Here is a 19,122-nt window from a genome sequence, read left to right as displayed (position 1 = left end):
TTATTAATGCTACTGATCTCATGTAGCAAAATTGATAATAATACGCCAAAACAATATGTTAGAATTATGGGCAAAGGTTCTTGGGGATATAATGATGAAAAAGGAAATGTTATTATTCCTTTAGGAAAATATAAATTTCTCAATCCATTGGATGAGAAAGGAATGATATTAGCCGAATTAAATAACAAACATGGTTACATTGACATTCATGAAAATATAATTGTTCCTTTTGATTATGACGATATTAATCTGTTTAGTCAAGATTTAGCTTGTGTAAAAAAGGATAATAAATATGGTTTTGTTGATCGAAATGGAAAAATTGTAATTCCCATTCAATTTGAAGATGAAACCTATTTTCAAAAAACAGGATTAGCTCTGGTCGAGAAAAATAAACTCTATGGTTTTATAAATAAACAAGGAAAAGAAATAATTCCTATCATTTATCAAAATGCAAACGAAGGTACTGTAGACAGTTTAGTCTCTTTGAATAAAAAAGGAAAATGGGCCATTTTTGATTCGTTTGGAAAGCAAAAATCTGATTTTATTTATGATGAAATTGCTTTAACTAATATTAATATTGACGGAGAAAGCGAAAGTACATTTTGGAAGAATGGATTAATTTTAGTTCGAAAAAACAAACAAATTGCTTATTTGGACAAAAATTTAAAAGAAGTGATTCCTTTCGGAAAATACAACAATGGGGAAAGGTTCAATACTAACAGAATTGCCATTGTTTCTAAAAATCATAAATACGGAATCATTGATGAATTTGGAAAAGAGCGAGTAAAACTAGAATATGATACCATAGAACATCCTGAAGAATCCTATCATGAATCTGAAATTTTTGTTGCTAAAAAGGGCAGCAATCTCGTTTTACTCGATGAACATGGGAAGAAAATCTATGATAAGATAAAAGACTTCTCTTTTGATTACTGTCGTATTAATAAGAAAATTGAAAAAATCTATCACGTTCAGGATTTGAATGGAAAATATGGTGCGGTTGACACAAAAGGAAAATTGATAATTCCTGTTATTTATGATGAATTTCAAGATTTTGAAAGTAATTATAATGCGATTGTAAAGTATAAAGGAAAATTTGGGTTAATCAATTCTGATAACAGAACAACTTACCCAATTGAAAATGAATCAATTTATTCAGTCAACAGAAAAGATTTAGATTATTATGTTATAAAAAGAAACAACAAGTATGGAGTGATTGACAAAAATCTAAAACCAATTTTAAATTTTGATTTTCAGGATTTATCTCCTTGCTTTTACGATACAAAAAATAGATTTATTGCTAAACAAAACGATAAATTTGGCGTTATAGACAGAGCAGGAAAAATAATTATCCCTTTTGAATATAGTGAAATGTCTAATTGGGTTGAATATGGTCCTGGTGAAAATTATCATTTCGTAACAAAAGATAGCAAACATGGTTTAATTACTAGAGAAGGAAAAACAGTTATCCCAGTAATCTATAACAGTCTTTTTTATGATAGCGATAAAATAATTATTCTGTCTAAAAATGGTAAGTACGGTGTTGTTACGATTCAAAACAAACAAATAATTCCTTTTGCGTACGAAAAAATTTATTTGGAGCCGAGTCTCTTTTCAAAGAAAAAAGAAACTGAATTTTATGTTTTGAAGAATGGAAAATATTCAATCATAAATGATAAAAATGAAGTAATTAAATCGGATATTTCCAAAAATGAAGTAGAAAATAAATTCTCTTATTATTACAATTAAAAAAATTGACACAAGAACGCATCATATTAGGTATTGACCCAGGAACCACAATTATGGGTTTCGGATTGATTAAAGTAATCAATAAAAAAATGGAATTTCTGCAGTTAAACGAATTGCAGCTTTCCAAATACGATAATCATTACCAAAAACTAAGAATCATTTTTGAGCGAACTATCGAACTAATCGAAACGCATTGTCCGGACGAAATTGCGATTGAAGCACCTTTCTTCGGAAAAAACGTGCAATCTATGCTGAAATTAGGTCGCGCGCAAGGCGTTGCCATGGCTGCGGGACTTTCAAGAGGCATTCCTATTACAGAGTATGAGCCTAAAAAAATAAAAATGGCGATTACCGGAAACGGAAATGCAAGTAAAGAACAAGTTGCCAAAATGCTCCAACAGCTTTTAGGTTTAAAAGAATTGCCAAAAAATCTCGATTCAACAGACGGTTTGGCAGCTGCAGTTTGCCATCACTTCAATTCTGGAAAAGTCGTTGCTGGGAAAAGTTATTCGGGTTGGGATGCTTTTGTGAAACAAAACGAAGATCGAATTAAAAAGTAGTTTTCAGTCACAGTTACAGTTTACAGCTGAGACTGAGACTGAGACCGAAAACTGAGACTGAAAACTAAAAAAATGAGCGGCATCTACATCCATATTCCTTTTTGCAAACAAGCTTGCCATTACTGCGACTTTCATTTTTCGACTTCGATGAAAAAGAAAGACGAGATGGTTTTGGCTTTGGCTAAAGAAATTGGTATGCGAAAACCCTTCGACTCCGCTCAGAATGACAATATCATTGAAACGATATACTTTGGCGGGGGAACGCCTTCTGTTTTAAATAATGACGAAATCAACTTTTTAATTTCAGAAGTTTATAAAAATTATAAAGTTGTCGAAAATCCCGAAATTACGCTTGAAGCCAATCCTGATGATTTGTCGGCGGAACGAATTTTGGAATTATCCAAAAGTCCGATAAACCGATTAAGCATTGGAATTCAGTCTTTTTATGAAGAGGATTTGAAAATGATGAATCGTGCTCATAATTCGGCGGAAGCCAAAAAATGTTTGGAAGAAGCGACAAAATATTTTGATAATATTTCACTCGATTTGATATATGGAATTCCTGGAATGAGTGACGAAATGTGGAGACAGAATATCCAAACCGCTTTAGATTTTGGTATTCCGCATATTTCTAGTTATGCTTTGACGGTTGAACCGAAAACAGCTTTAAGCAAATTAATTCAGACTGGAAAAATTGCTGAACCTCAAGATGAAGTAGCTTCAAATCATTTTATGATTTTGGTTGAAATGCTCCAAAAAAATGGTTTTATCCATTATGAATTATCCAATTTCGGAAAAGAGAATTATTTCTCCAAAAACAATTCGGCTTACTGGCTAGGTAAAAAATACATCGGAATAGGACCTTCGGCGCATAGTTATGACGGCGAAAAAAGAGGCTGGAATATTGCTAATAATTCTTTGTATTTAAAAGCAATTCAAAATGATGAACTTCCTATTGAAACAGAAGTCTTAACTATTTCAGATCGTTATAATGAATATATTATGACAGGATTGCGAACGATTTGGGGCGTTTCTTTAGATCGAATTGAAAAGGAATATGGTTCAGAATATTTGAATTATTTATTAGAACAATCTCAAAAATTCTTAAATGATGATTTGCTTTCGATTGAAAACAATATTTTAAAACCAACTCTTAAAGGAAAATTTTTAACGGATGGAATTGCTTCAGATTTATTTTATCTAAATTTGGAAGAATAAAATTAGCCACGAAGGCACAAAGGCTCAAAATTATTAAACTTTGTGACTTAGCGTCTTTGCGGCATAAAAACCCAAATTTGTGTTAGCAAAAATCAACAACTTCGAAATAGACTTATCAAAACCCATTGATATCTCCATCCCATTAACAAATACTGACGAAAACCCAATTGCTTGGTACATCGAAAAGCCTTTAATTGAACCCGTCATTTTTGGCGATTGGATTGGGAAAGTTTCAGAAGGAAAATCATCTACGAATTTCAATAATATTTTCTTTAATCCGCATGGACATGGAACGCATACGGAATGTTTAGGACATATTACAAATGATTTTTACAGCATCAATCAATCCTTAAAACAGTTTTTCTTTTTTGTTAAATTGATTACGATTGAACCTGAAAAATTTGGAGAAGATTTTGTGATTACGAAAGAGCAAATTGCGAGTTTAATCACTGAAAAAACGGAAGCATTAATTATCAGAACGCTTCCAAATCAGCTGGAAAAAAAATCAAGAAAATATTCGAATACGAATCCGCCGTATTTGTCTGAAGATGCTGCGATTTTCATCCGCGAAAGCGAAATTCAGCATTTATTGATCGATTTGCCAAGTGTTGATAGAGAACATGACGAAGGGAAATTATTGGCTCACAAAGCGTTTTGGAATGTTAAAGACACTCATAATCTAAATCCTGATGCAAGATTTAATGCCACAATCACCGAAATGATTTATGTTTCAGATGAAATTGAAGATGGAAATTATATACTAAATCTTCAAATCGCTTCGTTTGAAAATGACGCTAGTCCATCGAAACCAATACTATACAAAATTTAAAATCAACCACAAATTACACAAATTTTCGCGAATTTCTTTTTTTATTTTGCCACTCCCAATAGCTATCGGGATAAAAAAGATTTATACAGATTTAATCATTTGTAAACTTTAATCTTAAAAAATAATTTGTGAAAATTTGTGTAATTTGTGGTTAAAAAACATCCCTTAATGATAACAGTATCAACTGACAAAACAAAACTCGATGTTCCATTTATACAGAACTTTCTAAAAGACATTTATTGGGCTGCGGGGCGAACTATAGAAGAAGTTCAACGCACGATTGATGCTTCGGTTTGTTTCGGAATTTATTTGGATGACAAACAAATTGGTTTTGCACGTGTCATTACCGATTATGTTGTTTTTGCTTATTTAATGGATGTTTTTATTGATGAAAAATACCGCGGAAAAGGATATTCTTCCATATTAATTGACGCAATGATGAATGAGCCTCAATTGCAAGAAGTTAAAATCTGGCGTCTGGCAACCACTGACGCGCACTTTTTATACGAGAAATTCGGATTTACAAAACTGAATCATCCTGAAAAGATGATGGAAAAAATAGTCAAATGAAAACAGTCTTAAAACTCGAAGAAGCCGCTTTATTTATTCTCGGAATATTTCTTTTTAACCGCTTAAGCTATGAATGGTGGTGGTTTCTGGTTTTGATTTTGGCTCCTGATTTATCGATGATTGGATATGTTTTCGGAAACAAAATTGGTGCTTTTGCTTATAATATCTTTCATCATAAAGGAATCGCACTTTTAATTTATGCCATTGGATGTTATTTAAGTATTGAAAGCATTCAATTAACAGGAATTATTCTATTTTCGCATTCGGCTATGGATCGTGTTTTTGGTTATGGCCTTAAATATGAAACAGGCTTTAAATACACTCATTTGGGTGAAATTGGTAAATAAACAGTTATGAATTTAGAAACGTTTTACGAATATTGTCTTTCCAAGAAAGGTGTCAGTGAACATTTTCCTTTTGATGAAGATACATTGGTTTTTAAAGTCGGCGGAAAAATGTTTGCTTTGTCTTCGCTTTCTCAATGGGAAAAAAACGAACAATCTGTCAATTTAAAATGCGATCCAGACCGCGCGCAGGAACTCAGAGCTGAATATGATGAAATTCAACCTGGATATCACATGAGCAAAGTGCATTGGAATACGATAGCCCTAAATGGAAACTTAGCAGATAAATTTGTAAAAGAGCTCATAGACCATTCGTATGAATTAGTTTTCAAAAGCTTAACAAAGAAAATTCAGAGCGAAATTATCTAATTATAAAATTAGGCATTACATTTGTAGCATCAGTGAAAAACTCAGCGACTTAGTAGCTTAGCAACTTAGAACCTTAAAAAAATGAAAGAACAATTTAAAAAATTTCTAAACGAAGAACAAGATCCAAAAGCGATTGAAAAAATCACTTCGAAACTTAACGATTTATTGATGAAAGGCGAAGAAGTTGGATACATCGCAGTGCAAAAAAAACCTGCTATTACTGTTTTTCCAGACAGCATTGTATTAACTAACAAGCGTATTATTATCTGTAAGCCTAAAAATTTAGGTCTTTCTATGGATTTTACCGATTATACTTGGGATGATATTGCGAGTACTTTTGTAAAAGAGAACATTTTAGGTTCTGAATTTTCATTTGGCACTAAAACAGATTTAGCTGTTTCTATTGATTATATTCCGAAAATTCAGGCTAGAAAAATTTATACTTATGCTAAAGAACAATTGGATTTATTGAAAAATCCTGTTCAAACAGCAACTCCAATTCAGGAAACTGCTGAACCTGTTTTTGAAGAAGAAGCAGAGGAAATTGAAGAAGTTGAAACAGAAGAAGTAACAAGCTTTGCAGAAATTTTACCTGCTGCTCCAGCTGTTACAGAAACTTATGAACCGCTTCCGACTCAGCCAACTCAACCTGCTGGAGAGCGTAAATTAAGTGATTTATCTAAGGAAGAACTTTTCGATAAATTACAGAATTACAAAAAACTTCTTGACAATGGTTTAATCATTCAAGGAGAATATGATGCTTACAAAAAAGAGATTTTAAGTTATATGTAGTTTAAAAGTACAAAGTTCTGAGTACAAAGTACAAAGATTATTGACTTTATCTAAAATAAAAAAGGCCCGAAATAGAGATTCTATTTCGGGCTTTGTATTTAAACTTTGCACTTAGAAACTTTGCACTTTGTACTCATTTACAAAGTCGCCTTCTGTTTTTCTACAAATTTATGCGATTGCAGTTCCAGCAATTCTTTTGCATTTTTTCGCTGTAAATCAAATAATCCTTTGTCTTCTGAGATGTCAGCGTAAACTTTATCGTGCATTTCGGCACTGGTTTTCACTAATAAATCGCGTTGGTATTTATTTTGTGCCAAAGTAGCTTTCATTGCAGTTTCGGCTTCTTCTTGTTTGAAATCGAATTCTCCTTTTGGCGCCAATAATTTGGCAATAATTGGTGAAGTTTCGATTGCCAAAAACAACAGCATAATGAAAAATGAAGGCAGCCAAGGCAGTTTATTCAAAGCATTAATTCGCGCCATTAATCCATCGAAACCTTCAATGATGGGTTGGGTTTGCGAAACTTTTTTGTCTAAATCGGCTTGAAGCTGTACGCCTGCTTTTTCTTTTTCAGCAATTTTAGCTTCGTTTGTCTTTTTTAAAGTTTCAAACTCTTTAAGAGCGGCATCGTGTTTTTCACGTTTTTCTTTATAAACTGGACCTTTTCCTAATTTTTTAGTTCCAGCAGTTCCCTCTGCTTCTGTAATGTAAGTTGAATATAAATCGTTTACTTCTTTTTCTTTCTTTACAATATCAGCTTTTAAAGCAGCTATTTCGGCTTTATTTTTATCTAAATCTGTTTTGAAATAAGTTCCAATTTGTTTTTTATTAGCCAATTCCATTTCATTTTTTTCTTTCAATAAAACGGTATTGATTTCTTTTTCAAAGATTTTAATCTCCAAAGGCTTCGAAATTACAATCGCAATAATAATAGCCAAAGCAATACGCGGAGTTGCCTGCAGGAATTCATCCAAAAAACGATCTCTTTTTTTAATCGTAGAAACAATAAAACGATCCAGATTAAAAATCAGCAAACTCCATACAAATCCAAAAATCAGAGCGGGATAAATAGAATCAAAAACGGTAAAAAGTGCATACGCACTGGCCAAGAAAGCCATAACTGCTGTAAAGAAAACTGTGGCACCAATACCAACATATTTGGTTTGTTCGCCTTCTGAACAGTCTTTCAAGAGGTCTCTATCGACTCCTGAACATAGGATAAAAAATTGTTTTAACATGATTGATGATTTTTGATTGTGATTGATACGGCAAATTTAACGCCAAATTTTCAAATACAGTCAAATTATTCTTTTTCTTTTTAATTGTGAATCAATTATTTGTCAGCTTTAGTGTTATTTAAACATTAATAAATTTCAAATTTCAATGGACAATCATAACACTATGTTAATTTTTTTTCAAGGCTTTAGTAATACAGGGGTTTTAGCTTCGCAATCGAAAATCAAACTAAACACACACAATGAAGAAATTTTATCTATTAACCGCATTCTTTTTATTCGCCTTTACAGGTTTTGCTCAGAAAGCGATTATATCTGGAAAGATATTAGACGCCGATGACAAACTGCCTCTTCCTGGAGCTATGGTTCAAATTGTAGGCGAGAAAAAATATACTGTTTCTGACTATAACGGTCGTTTCGAGTTATTAAATATTAATGAAGGAATTTACAAAGTTGAAGTAAAATATATTGGATATACTGCTTTAACTCAAGAAATAAAAGTGGAGCAAGGAAAGAATAATGTAATTGACTTTGCGCTTAAAGCTTCTCAAAACGAACTAAAAGAAGTTGTTGTTGGAGACATCTTAAAAGGTCAGGCAAAAGCATTGAACCAACAGAAAAACAACAAAAATATCGGAAACGTAATTTCTTCTGATCAAATGGGACGTTTTCCAGATGCTAACGTGGGAGATGCTTTAAAACGTGTTCCAGGTATCACAATGCAGAATGACCAAGGTGAAGCTCGTAACATCATTATTAGAGGTTTGGCTCCGTCTTTGAACTCTGTTACTTTAAATGGTGACCGTATTCCGTCTGCTGAAGGAGACAACAGAAACGTACAAATGGACTTAATTCCATCTGATATGATTTCAACTATCGAAGTAAATAAAACATTGACTTCAGACATGGATGCTGATGCGATTGGAGGTTCTGTAAACTTAATTACAAGAGCAACTCCAAACGGAGAAAGAATTTCAGCAACAATGGCTGGAGGATATTTGCCAATTCGTGACCACGCTTCTTATACTGCTGGTTTAGTTTATGGAAATCGCTTTTTCGATAATAAATTAGGAGCTGTTTTCAGTGGATCTTACAATAATGTAGATTATGGTTCTGATAATATCGAAAACGAATGGGTAAAAGATGATTTTGGAAATGAGTATTTACAAGCATCTGAAATTAGAAAATATGACGTACAGCGTATCCGTCGCAGTGCTTCTGTTGCTTTAGATTACAAATTCAATGACAATAACACGATTTTTGCCAACGCAATTTACAATTGGAGAGATGATAGAGAAAACCGTTTTAGAACTACTTACGATGATATCGAACCGCTTTATAACGGTGAAGAAATTGTTGGTTTTGAAGGCCGTGTAAAACGCCAAACAAAAGGTGGTTTAGACAACAACCGAAACAAAAACAGAAGATTAGAAGATCAGAGAGTACAAAACTATTCTATTCGCGGAGAGCATTTAATCAACTCAACATTAGATTTGGACTGGTCTGCTAACTATGCAAAAGCAAGTGAATATCGTCCAGGTGAACGTTATATTGAATACCGTCAGAAAGGTCTAGAAATGTTTGAAGATTTATCAGATATTAGATTTCCGCTAATTACTACGGTTGGTGAATCTGTTGATAAATTTAAATTTAATTCTGTTACCGAAAACACAGATGAAACAAGCGAAAGCGAATTTGGCGCAAAAGTAAATATCCGTTTCCCATTCTCTGTTATTGCAGGTGAAAAAGGAAGATTAAGAACGGGGCTTAGACTTCGTTTGAAAGAAAAAGAAAGAAACAATAATTTCTATTCTTATACTCCGCTTAATGATGATATGGAATTATTATCTCAAGTTCCAACGTCTTATTTTGATGGAAAAGATTTTAATCCAGGAAATAAATATGTGCCAGGAACTTTTGCTTCAGCTTCTTTCTTAGGAAGTTTAGACTTAAACAATGCAACTTTATTTGAAAAAGAAGCTGATCCAGCAGAATATTTAGCGGTAAACTATAATGCTAAAGAAAGAATTACTGCTGCTTATGTAAGATGGGATCAGGATTTTAACGATAAACTTTCAATGGTTTTAGGTTTCCGTGTAGAGAATACTCATATTGATTACACAGGAAATCGTGTCCTAGATGAGGAAGAATTAGAAAGCAAAATCAACAACACCAACTCTTACACTAATTTATTGCCAAGTATTTCATTGCAATACAATGCAACAAAAGATCTAGTTTTAAGAGCTGCCGTTACAACAGCTTTAGCAAGGCCAAACTATTACGCATTGGCTCCTTATGTAAACAACATTGCTGCCGATAAAGAAATCACAGCCGGAAATCCGGATCTTAACGCCACGTATTCGTACAATTATGATTTCATGGCCGAGAACTATTTTAAATCGGTTGGTTTGATTTCTGGAGGTGTTTTCTACAAAAGATTAAACGATTTTATTTACAACTACAGCGATAATCAATATACTGCTGAAAAATTTGCTGCAGATTTCCCTAATCAAGCAAACCCAATTCCAGCGGGAGAAAACTGGTCATTTTTACAATCAAGAAATGGGGAGAATGTTGATGTTTACGGGTTTGAAGTTGCTTTTCAGCGTCAGTTAGATTTCCTTCCTGGTAAATTCTTAAAAGGATTTGGTATCTATTTAAACTATACTTACACAAAATCTAAAGCAAGCGGAATTGCTGACGAAGACGGAAATGAAAGAAAAAACATCAGTCTTCCAGGGACAACGCCTCATATGTTTAACGGATCTTTATCTTGGGAAAACAAACGTTTTTCTGCAAGAATCTCAACTAACTTTACATCTGATTATTTAGATGAATTAGGTTCTGAGTCTTACAAAGACAGCTACTATGACAAGCAGTTTTTCTTAGATGCCAATGCTTCTTATAAAATTACTCCAAAACTTCGCTTTTTTGCAGAAGCAAATAACCTAACAAATCAGCCGTTACGTTACTACCAAGGAGTTGCGGCACATACCAAACAAGCTGAATATTACCAGCCACGTTACAATTTCGGATTGAAACTAGACTTGTAATCTGCACTTTTTTAAAATTCTTAAATTAGACAGAGTTTAGCGCTCTGTCTAATTGCATTAAAATATACAACACAAATGAAAAATAAATCTTTAATTGCTTTTTTACTTTTAAGCTTATCATTTACAGCTTGCAAAAAAGATACTTTAGCTCCAATTCAGCCAAATGCCGTAAAACCAACAGCGGTTACAGAAGTTTTACCTCACGATACGGATGATCCTTCAATCTGGATTAATCCAACTGATGCTTCAAAAAGTATTATTGTCGGAACAGACAAAGACACAGACGGAGGTTTGTATGCTTTTGATTTGAATGGAAAAATCCTTAAAAAATCAATTCCGCTAAAACGTCCAAACAATGTTGATATCGCTTACGGATTGATTATTGACGGAAAAAAAGTTGATGTAGCCGTTACGACAGAACGCGAAGAAAACAAAATCAGAATTTTCAGTTTACCTGATTTAGAGCCAATTGACAATGGCGGAATTCCAGTTTTTGAAGGAGAAGCAGAGCGCGATCCAATGGGAGTTGCTTTATATACTCGTAAAACTGACGGAAAGATTTTTGCTATTGTGGGAAGAAAAACTGGCCCATCTGGAAGTTATTTATGGCAATATGAACTTTCTGGAAACGGAAAATTTGCTGCAGCAAAAGTGGTTCGCAAATTCGGAACGTACAGCGGTAAAAAAGAAATTGAAGCAATTGCTGTCGATAACGAATTGGGTTTTGTATACTATTGCGACGAACAGGCTGGAATTAGAAAATACAAAGCAGATCCTGCTTTAAATGATAATAAGCAACTGGCTTTCTTTGGTCAGAAAGATTTCAAAGCCGATCATGAAGGAATTGCGATTTACAAAAAGACAGATTCTACAGGATATATTTTAGTATCAAACCAACAAGCCAATACTTTTATGGTTTATCCAAGAGAAGGTGCAAATGGAAATCCGAATAATCATCCTTTATTAGCTGAAGTGCCAACTTCTACAATTGAATGTGATGGCGCAGATGTTACGAGCATAAACTTAGGCCCTAAATACAAAAACGGACTTTTTGTAGCCATGAGCAACGGAATGACTTTCCATTATTATGCTTGGGATTTAATCCAGAAACGTATAGACGAAGCTAAAAAATAAAAGTTTCAAGGTTTTCAGTCGCAGTCCCGTGTTCAGTGTCTATTTTTTTTACTGCGATTGGAAACCAACTAAAAAAAAGCTGTTCATTTCTGAACAGCTTTTTTATTTTGAATCAAATAATTCCTTTTATTCTGTAATTGGTGCGCCTGCTAAGATTTCAGCATTGGCAAACTCTTCAAATTTGGCAAAATTAGCTTTAAATTTGTGAGCTAATTCTAGCGCTTTTTTATCGTATAAATCTTTGTCTTCCCAAGTATTTCTAGGATTCAAAATCTCGTTTGGAACATTTGGACAATCTTGAGGAATTTCAATTCCAAATACTTCATGATTTTTAAACGCTACATCATTCAATTCTCCTTTTAATGCAGCAGTAATCATAGCACGAGTATATTTCAACTTCATACGGCTTCCTGTTCCGTAAGCTCCACCAGTCCATCCTGTGTTAATTAACCAAACTTTTACTCCCGCATCTTTCATTTTCTTGCTTAACATTTCAGCATAGCGAGTTGGGTGCAAAGGCATAAATGGCGCTCCAAAACAAGCAGAGAAGTTTGGTTGAGGCTCAGTTACACCCGCTTCTGTTCCAGCAACTTTTGCTGTATATCCAGAAATAAAGTGGTAAGCCGCCTGACCTGGAGTCAATCTTGAGATTGGAGGCAAAATTCCGAAAGAATCAGCCGTTAAGAAAAATATATTTTTTGGATTGTGTCCAACCAAACCTGGCTGTACATTATCAATATGCGTAATTGGGTAACTTACACGAGTGTTTTGTGTGATAGAAACATCATCAAAATCAACAACGTTTGTTCCTGCTTTGAAAACCACATTTTCTAAAAGCGCTCCTTTTTTGATTGCTCTAAAAATGTCTGGTTCATTTTCTTCTGTTAAATTAATCACTTTTGCATAGCATCCGCCTTCAAAATTGAAAACAGTGTTTTCATTTGTCCAGCCGTGCTCATCGTCTCCGATTAATTTACGTTCTGGATCTGCAGATAAAGTTGTTTTTCCTGTACCAGACAATCCGAAGAAGATTGCTGTGTCTCCTGCTTCACCAACATTGGCGCTACAGTGCATTGGAAGTGTATTTTTGAAAACTGGAAGAATAAAGTTTAATGCAGAAAAAATTCCTTTTTTCATTTCTCCTGTATAACCTGTTCCACCAATTAAAGCAATTTTTTTAGTAAAATCTAAAATAGCAAAATTAGACTGGCGTGTTCCGTCTACAGCAGGATCTGCCATAAAACTTGGAGCACAAACTACTGTCCATTCTGGAGTAAAGTTTGCCAGTTCTGAAGCTTCTGGGCGTAAGAACATATTGTAGCAAAACAAATTTGACCAAGCTGTTTCTGTTACAACACGAACATTCAATCTATAATTTGGATCAGAGCACACATAAGAATCGCGAACAAAAACTTCTTTGTTTGATAAAAATGCTGTTACCTTATTATAAAGCTTTTCAAAAGCTTGGGGCTCAAATGGGATATTTACATTTCCCCACCAAACTTGATCTTTAGTAATATCGTCTTTTACGATAAAACGATCTTGTGGAGAACGACCTGTAAATTCACCTGTATTAATCGCTAACGCTCCGGTAGAATTCTCAACACCTTGACCTGACTGCAAAGTAATCGCATGTAATTCATCTGCAGATAGTTGATAACGAACTTTTGCATTTTCAATTCCTAACTCTTTTAACGAAATCGATTGCGCGAAAACTGTATTAGTGTCCATAAATTTTTAAGTTGTGTGTGATTTTTTGTTTAAAGCAAAATTACAGATTAATTTTTATTTCTTTCAAAATACTTAAATTTCACTTTGATTTATACGAAAAAAGAGAAATTTCACTTTAAAAATTACAAAAAGAAAAAAATAACCGCTTCTAATTTGTTTAATTACAACCTATTAAGTGATTTTGTTATATTATTTTTGTTTAACAAGAGAAAATACAAAAAAGTCACACAAATAAAGTTATATGTTATTTATGTGACAAAATTAAAGATTAATTCTTAGACAGAATTTTTTTTTCGGGATTTTATGATTTTCTCTTCAAAATCGTAAAGAATAATAGCGTCCAAGCAATAATTAATAAGAAACCACCCAAAGGTGTTGCGAATACGATAATTTTAGATTCGAACAAAGTGTAGTCTTTTGTTGCCAATAAATAGATTGAACCGCTGAAAAGCAAAACGCCAGCCACTACTAAATTATAGATCGTTTTTAAGGTCTTTTCTGCAAGGTCTTTTTGCGTTGATAAAAAAAGAAGAAAAAGAGCATGGTACATTTGGTAACGAACACCAACTTCAAAAGTATTTAATTGGTCAACCGACAGATATTTTTTCAATAAATGAGCACCAAAAGCACCCAAAATAATAGCCAACATACCAATAAAAGCTCCAGTTAAAATGATTCTTCTTTTCATAATATATCTCTTTTGAAATTTCAAACAAAAATACTTCAAACGAACTGAAAAACCGTCTTTGTTTCTAGATTATTTAGAACAAAATCAGATTATTTTTTGGGTTTTGCGAAAAAAATAATTTTATTTTCTTTAATTTGAATTGTTATATTTATAACATTTAAATATATTTGTGTTAAATATTTAAGACATGAGAAACATTTTAATATTTGGAGCAGGAAGATCTGCATCTTCTTTGATTCGCTATTTATTATCAAAATCTAATGAAGAAAAACTGCATTTAACGGTGGCCGACCTTTCATCGAATCTTGCGAAAGCAAAAACACAAGATCATCCAAATGCCACTCCGCTTGCCTTAGATATTTTTAATGCCGACGAAAGAAAAAAAGCTATTGCAAATGCATCAATAGTTATTTCGATGCTTCCTGCGCATCTGCATATTGAAATTGCGAAAGATTGCCTTGAATTTAAAAAACACCTTGTTACAGCATCTTATATTAGTGACGCTATGCAGGCTTTAAACGAAGAAGCCATCAAAAACAATCTGATTCTCATGAATGAAATTGGTCTTGATCCAGGAATCGATCATATGAGCGCCATGAAAGTCATTGACGAAATCAGATCGAAAGGCGGTAAAATGCTTTTGTTTGAATCTTTCTGCGGCGGACTTGTAGCTCCTGAATCTGACAATAATTTATGGAACTACAAATTTACTTGGGCGCCAAGAAATGTAGTTTTGGCGGGTCAAGGCGGTGCTGCAAAGTTTATTCAAGAAGGGACTTATAAATATATTCCGTATAGCGCTTTGTTTCGCAGAACCGAATTTCTAGAAGTAGAAGGTTACGGAAAGTTTGAAGCGTATTCTAACCGCGATTCTCTTAAATATCGTTCGGTTTATGGTTTAGATGATATTCTTACCTTATATAGAGGTACAATTAGAAGAGTGGGTTATTCTCGCGCTTGGAATATGTTTGTACAGCTTGGAATGACTGATGATAGCTATATTTTAGAGGGGTCAGAAAATATGAGTTATCGTCAGTTTATCAATTCTTTCCTTCCGTATCATCCGACGGATTCTGTCGAAATTAAAACTCGATTGATTTTAAAAATCGATCAGGACGATATTATGTGGGACAAGCTTTTGGAACTGGATTTATTTAACCCAAACAAAAAAGTAAATCTGCCAAATGCTACTCCAGCACAAATCTTAGAAAAAATCTTAACCGACAGTTGGGCTCTTGAACCTGAGGACAAAGATATGATTGTAATGTATCATAAATTTGGCTATGAGTTGAATGGGGAAAAGAAACAAATCGATTCTAAAATGGTTTGCATTGGCGAAGACCAAACGTATACTGCAATGGCAAAAACTGTTGGGCTTCCGGTTGCGATTGCTACTTTATTAATCTTAAACGGAAAAATCACAACTCCAGGCGTTCAGCTTCCGATCAAAAAGGAAGTTTACGAACCAATTTTGAAGGAGTTAGAAGAATATGGGGTCATTTTTAACGAACAAAATGTACCTTATTTTGGATACAATCCAGATTTGTTCTAGTCTGGATCTGCATGTTTATTTTAGAATTTTTTTTAATTAGTTTTTAATTTTATCCGCTTCTCCCATCAAGAAGCGGATTTTTTTTAAGCAACAAAGGAGCAACGACTTTCTTATTTGGGTGCCTGAATCGTAATTGGTAAATTATAAGTAACTCTGACTGGTTTTCCGTTTTCAGTTGCGGGAATCCATTTTGGAGAAAGCTTTAAAACTCTTATAGCCTCATCTCCAACCCCATAACCTAAATCTTTCACTATTTTAAATTCAGACAGACTTCCATCCTTTTCCACCATAAACTCCATAAAAATTTTCCCCTCCATCTTTTGTTTCGCAAATTCTGTAGGCATTTTAAAGTTTTGGCCAACAAACATGTAAAATTTTTCTATTCCTCCCGGAAATTGTGGTTCTTTTACACTTGTAGTGTCGTAACTTATTTTATAATCATTTTGATTTTTTGCATTAATACTGGATTGTGCAATTACTTCGGTATTAAATACAAATAGCAACAGAACATAGACAGTGGTTACAGAACCTACTTTCAAAATCATTCTAATCGGAGACTTTTCTTTAGCCATCATAAGCAAACGTTTTTTGGTTATTAAATAATTGAGATTACTCGCCAACGGAAGAGTATTTTTATGAGAGACAAAATCTAAAAGCAGATTCTGATAATTTCGGACTTCTCCAAATCTTTTATTCACCGCTTCATCCGCTAAAAATTCATGATTGAGTTTTATTGCTTTTTCATACAATAGATATAAAGGATTAAACCAAAACACAATTTTCAAAACCTCGACAAAAAGAATATCAACCGTATGTTTTTGTTTTAGATGTGCTTTTTCATGAACAATTAATTCTACCGGAATCATATCATTTTCAAAATCTTCCTGATTAATAAAAATGATGTTCCAAAATGAATGAGGCAATACTTTTTCTTTTGTCAAAACCACTTTTTCTCCTTTTACAATTTCCACCTTACTCTTTTTCATTCTGAAATAAAAGGAGAATAAATTTCGAATAAACCGAACAACCAAAATCGTTGTAACTACTCCATAAACTACAGCTAAAAAATAAATCAGAATTTGACTGTAATTTATCTTATCTAAAACCGCTTTACTGGTTACAATCATAATTTGATTTAATTGAATCTTTTGGTTTCCGTTTGAAAAAACAGATCCAAGTGAAAACAATTGCAACGGAATTGTCAAACTAAAAACTATACTCGCGAGAAGATAAATACGATTAAAATGAAACATTTTTTCGTTTTCCAAAAGAATTTTATAAACAATATAAAATACAGCAAGCAGCAAACCCGATTTTAAAAGATACGCTATCATTTTTTCTTTTTTTGAATTTCTGAATCGATTATTTTTTTAAGATCTTCCAATTCTGAAGCCGATAAATTGGTTTCGGTTGTAAAAAACGAAGCAAATTGCGAAGCCGAATTATTAAAGAAATTACTAATTAGTCCTTTCACATGTTTGGCAAAATAGTCTGTTTTCTTTACCAGCGGATAATATTCTCTCGAATTTCCAAATTCGTTATACGCCACAAACTTCTTGTCAATCATCCTTTTCAATAAAGTTGCAACCGTTGTTGTGGCCGGTTTTGGTTCTGGATACGATTCTAGTAAATCTTTCATAAAAGCTTTTTCAAGCTTCCATAAATGTTCCATTAACTGTTCTTCTGCATTTGATAATTGTATCATGGTTTCGTGTTTTCAAGTTTTTCTGTTTCAGCCAATTCCTTTTTATATTCCTCCAAATTCCATTCAATATTCAATTTTGTCGCATATTCGGCCATTGTGCCAAGTCCGACCTCTGCACGTCTTTTGTCTACATTATCTGGATCTATCATTGGCGCTATGCATATTTTACCAGTCTTTTTATTCTTCGAACTCTGACTGCCATAAATTTGTTTTTTTCCCTCTCTCAAAGCTACTCGATCTTCTAAATACGCTAGATTTCCTGGATTGGCATTGCCATTTTTAACGGCCTCTCTCATCATAGGCAGATATTTTTGCTGATATTGTAAATCGGCATGCTGAATAACCAGAAACAAAGTCTGATTTCCCTGTGTTCCTACCACATTTTTTCCCAACCAGCCTCTTTCGTCCAGTATTTTCATCACCTTAATGAGGTTGATACTGTCTTTTCTTTCCATAATCTTTCCAATGCTGTCAATTTTCTTTTTATCAGGTTTTGAAGCTCTGTAAACATTCATAAACTCTCCACGAATTTCCTGATCTTCGGTATAAATTTCTGCAAGTTGTTTTTCTAGCGCCTTATCATAATTTGCGCCAATAACATCCAATTTCTTTTGCAGTTTTTCAATTGTTTTATTCCACTGTTTTTCTGAGTGCAAGTGCTTTAAATCTTCATCAATTTTTATATGCGCCATATTCTCATATCCGTTATCAATAGAGAGATTCAGCCATTTAAATGCTTTTTTATGCTGCCCAGCCATAGAAGCCGAACAGCTAGCATTATATAAATCAGACCAAGATTTCTGTTCTATCTTAAACGCTTTTTCATAATACGAAACAGACAACTCATAATTTTTTGCCGTGTAGCAAGAATCCGCCTTATGAACCCACTCTTTAAACGTTTGAGCTTGCATGAAAAGACAGCGCAGCATGATAAAGGAAAGCGTGATTATTTTTTTCATGGTTTAGAGGTTGGTTAGTTTATTTAATATTTTGTTCCGAAATCAATTGTCCTTGATCGTAATTTTTGATTTCCTTTAATTTTCCTTTGTCCGAATAAAACTTCCATTCTCCAAAATAAAACCAATGCGTTTCAACCGAATTCGTTTCTAATTTTGTTTTCCCTTTCGATTCCAGTTTTCCGTTTTCGTAATAACTTTTTACGACACAGATTCCGTTTTTATATTTTTCTGTTTTGTAGATTTTTCCGTTAATGTACGTTCTCCATTTTTAACCGGAAGATCATTTTTATAATATTCATACGATTTGTAATTCGTTCCATCTTGCGAATAACTATCAATCCAAACACCTTCTTTTTTCTTGTCAATTTTCTGATTGATCGGTTTGCTTTTACAGCTCAAAAGCATTAATCCGCAAAACAATAGTAAAAAAAGGGTTTTCAAATTCTTCATTGTTCTACAATTATAGATTCGTTTCTACAAATGTAGAATTAAATTTTAAATGTGCAAGAAAAAGAAGTCTTTTTTTTTAGTTACAAAGGTTCAGAGAGACAAAGTGACAAAGGTTTTTCTTTTGAATCTTAAAATATGGGAAACAAAAAAATCCGTTCATTTCTGAACGGATTCTAAATTGACT

General features: G+C 33.3%; 19 protein-coding genes. 11 read left to right on the top strand and 8 right to left on the bottom strand.

Annotated features, from left to right (window positions below; genetic code table 11):
• The first annotated feature begins 6 nt into the window (after positions 1-6).
• The 8 genes from GR162_RS01810 (at position 7) to GR162_RS01775 (ending at position 6,431) form a co-directional block, all read left to right on the top strand.
• Positions 7-1,749, top strand: a complete 1,743-nt coding sequence (locus GR162_RS01810) for a WG repeat-containing protein (protein ID WP_160780768.1) — start codon at positions 7-9, stop codon at positions 1,747-1,749.
• A gap of 5 nt (positions 1,750-1,754) precedes the next feature.
• Positions 1,755-2,309 (top strand): crossover junction endodeoxyribonuclease RuvC, encoded by a 555-nt coding sequence (ruvC, locus tag GR162_RS01805; RefSeq protein ID WP_008466394.1) that lies wholly within the window; start codon positions 1,755-1,757, stop codon positions 2,307-2,309.
• A 72-nt stretch (positions 2,310-2,381) separates the two neighbouring features.
• Complete coding sequence (hemW, locus tag GR162_RS01800; protein ID WP_160780767.1) at positions 2,382-3,527, top strand: radical SAM family heme chaperone HemW; 1,146 nt, start codon at positions 2,382-2,384, stop codon at positions 3,525-3,527.
• 79 nt (positions 3,528-3,606) lie between these two features.
• Positions 3,607-4,356, top strand: a complete 750-nt coding sequence (locus GR162_RS01795) for a cyclase family protein (RefSeq protein WP_160780766.1) — start codon at positions 3,607-3,609, stop codon at positions 4,354-4,356.
• Between the two features lie 168 nt (positions 4,357-4,524).
• Positions 4,525-4,926, top strand: a complete 402-nt coding sequence (locus GR162_RS01790) for a GNAT family N-acetyltransferase (protein WP_129746074.1) — start codon at positions 4,525-4,527, stop codon at positions 4,924-4,926.
• The gene (locus tag GR162_RS01785) at positions 4,923-5,273 is read left to right on the top strand and encodes a DUF4260 domain-containing protein (protein ID WP_119789099.1); all 351 of its coding nucleotides are present in this window, start codon (positions 4,923-4,925) and stop codon (positions 5,271-5,273) included. Before GR162_RS01790 ends, GR162_RS01785 begins: the two co-directional genes overlap by 4 nt.
• A 6-nt stretch (positions 5,274-5,279) precedes the next feature.
• Complete coding sequence (locus tag GR162_RS01780) at positions 5,280-5,639, top strand: MmcQ/YjbR family DNA-binding protein (RefSeq protein WP_008466385.1); 360 nt, start codon at positions 5,280-5,282, stop codon at positions 5,637-5,639.
• An 81-nt stretch (positions 5,640-5,720) separates the two neighbouring features.
• Positions 5,721-6,431, top strand: a complete 711-nt coding sequence (locus GR162_RS01775; protein WP_160780765.1) for a PH domain-containing protein — start codon at positions 5,721-5,723, stop codon at positions 6,429-6,431.
• 137 nt (positions 6,432-6,568) lie between these two features.
• On the opposite strand, the gene GR162_RS01770 is transcribed toward GR162_RS01775, so the two are convergent.
• Positions 6,569-7,669: a DUF4407 domain-containing protein gene (locus GR162_RS01770; protein WP_091128499.1), complete on the bottom strand. Its 1,101-nt coding sequence runs from the start codon at positions 7,667-7,669 to the stop codon at positions 6,569-6,571.
• Between the two features lie 239 nt (positions 7,670-7,908).
• Here GR162_RS01770 and GR162_RS01765 point away from each other — a divergent pair, with 239 nt between their 5' ends.
• The gene (locus GR162_RS01765) at positions 7,909-10,719 is read left to right on the top strand and encodes a TonB-dependent receptor (RefSeq protein ID WP_160780764.1); all 2,811 of its coding nucleotides are present in this window, start codon (positions 7,909-7,911) and stop codon (positions 10,717-10,719) included.
• Positions 10,720-10,794: 75 nt separating this feature from the next.
• Positions 10,795-11,853, top strand: a complete 1,059-nt coding sequence (locus tag GR162_RS01760; RefSeq protein ID WP_160780763.1) for a phytase — start codon at positions 10,795-10,797, stop codon at positions 11,851-11,853.
• Positions 11,854-11,979: 126 nt separating this feature from the next.
• Here GR162_RS01760 and pckA read toward each other — a convergent pair whose 3' ends face one another.
• Positions 11,980-13,584: a phosphoenolpyruvate carboxykinase (ATP) gene (pckA, locus tag GR162_RS01755; protein ID WP_066032973.1), complete on the bottom strand. Its 1,605-nt coding sequence runs from the start codon at positions 13,582-13,584 to the stop codon at positions 11,980-11,982.
• A gap of 301 nt (positions 13,585-13,885) precedes the next feature.
• Complete coding sequence (locus GR162_RS01750) at positions 13,886-14,272, bottom strand: DUF423 domain-containing protein (protein ID WP_008466361.1); 387 nt, start codon at positions 14,270-14,272, stop codon at positions 13,886-13,888.
• Positions 14,273-14,459: 187 nt separating this feature from the next.
• On the opposite strand from GR162_RS01750, the gene GR162_RS01745 reads away from it, so the two are divergent.
• Complete coding sequence (locus tag GR162_RS01745) at positions 14,460-15,824, top strand: saccharopine dehydrogenase family protein (protein ID WP_160780762.1); 1,365 nt, start codon at positions 14,460-14,462, stop codon at positions 15,822-15,824.
• 110 nt (positions 15,825-15,934) lie between these two features.
• Here the strand turns inward: GR162_RS01745 and GR162_RS01740 are convergent, their stop codons facing one another.
• From GR162_RS01740 to GR162_RS22200, 5 genes are read right to left on the bottom strand one after another with little or no spacing between them, the layout of a single operon-like run.
• Positions 15,935-17,158: an energy transducer TonB gene (locus GR162_RS01740; RefSeq protein ID WP_237421271.1), complete on the bottom strand. Its 1,224-nt coding sequence runs from the start codon at positions 17,156-17,158 to the stop codon at positions 15,935-15,937.
• Positions 17,155-17,529 (bottom strand): BlaI/MecI/CopY family transcriptional regulator, encoded by a 375-nt coding sequence (locus tag GR162_RS01735; protein WP_008466353.1) that lies wholly within the window; start codon positions 17,527-17,529, stop codon positions 17,155-17,157. The genes GR162_RS01740 and GR162_RS01735 overlap by 4 nt, the downstream gene beginning before the upstream one ends.
• Positions 17,526-18,488, bottom strand: a complete 963-nt coding sequence (locus tag GR162_RS01730; protein ID WP_160780761.1) for a DUF6624 domain-containing protein — start codon at positions 18,486-18,488, stop codon at positions 17,526-17,528. The genes GR162_RS01735 and GR162_RS01730 overlap by 4 nt, the downstream gene beginning before the upstream one ends.
• Positions 18,489-18,507: 19 nt before the next feature.
• On the bottom strand, positions 18,508-18,699 hold the full coding sequence (locus GR162_RS22210; protein ID WP_370516226.1) for a hypothetical protein: 192 nt from the start codon (positions 18,697-18,699) through the stop codon (positions 18,508-18,510).
• Positions 18,687-18,938: a hypothetical protein gene (locus GR162_RS22200; RefSeq protein WP_237421270.1), complete on the bottom strand. Its 252-nt coding sequence runs from the start codon at positions 18,936-18,938 to the stop codon at positions 18,687-18,689. Before GR162_RS22200 ends, GR162_RS22210 begins: the two co-directional genes overlap by 13 nt.
• Positions 18,939-19,122: the final 184 nt, after the last annotated feature.

The sequence above is a fragment of the Flavobacterium sp. HBTb2-11-1 genome (assembly GCF_009826975.1).
Taxonomy (GTDB): Bacteria; Bacteroidota; Bacteroidia; order Flavobacteriales; family Flavobacteriaceae; genus Flavobacterium.
The sequence above is the reverse complement of the archived record's forward strand: the minus strand, read 5'-3'. Positions and strand labels throughout refer to the sequence as shown.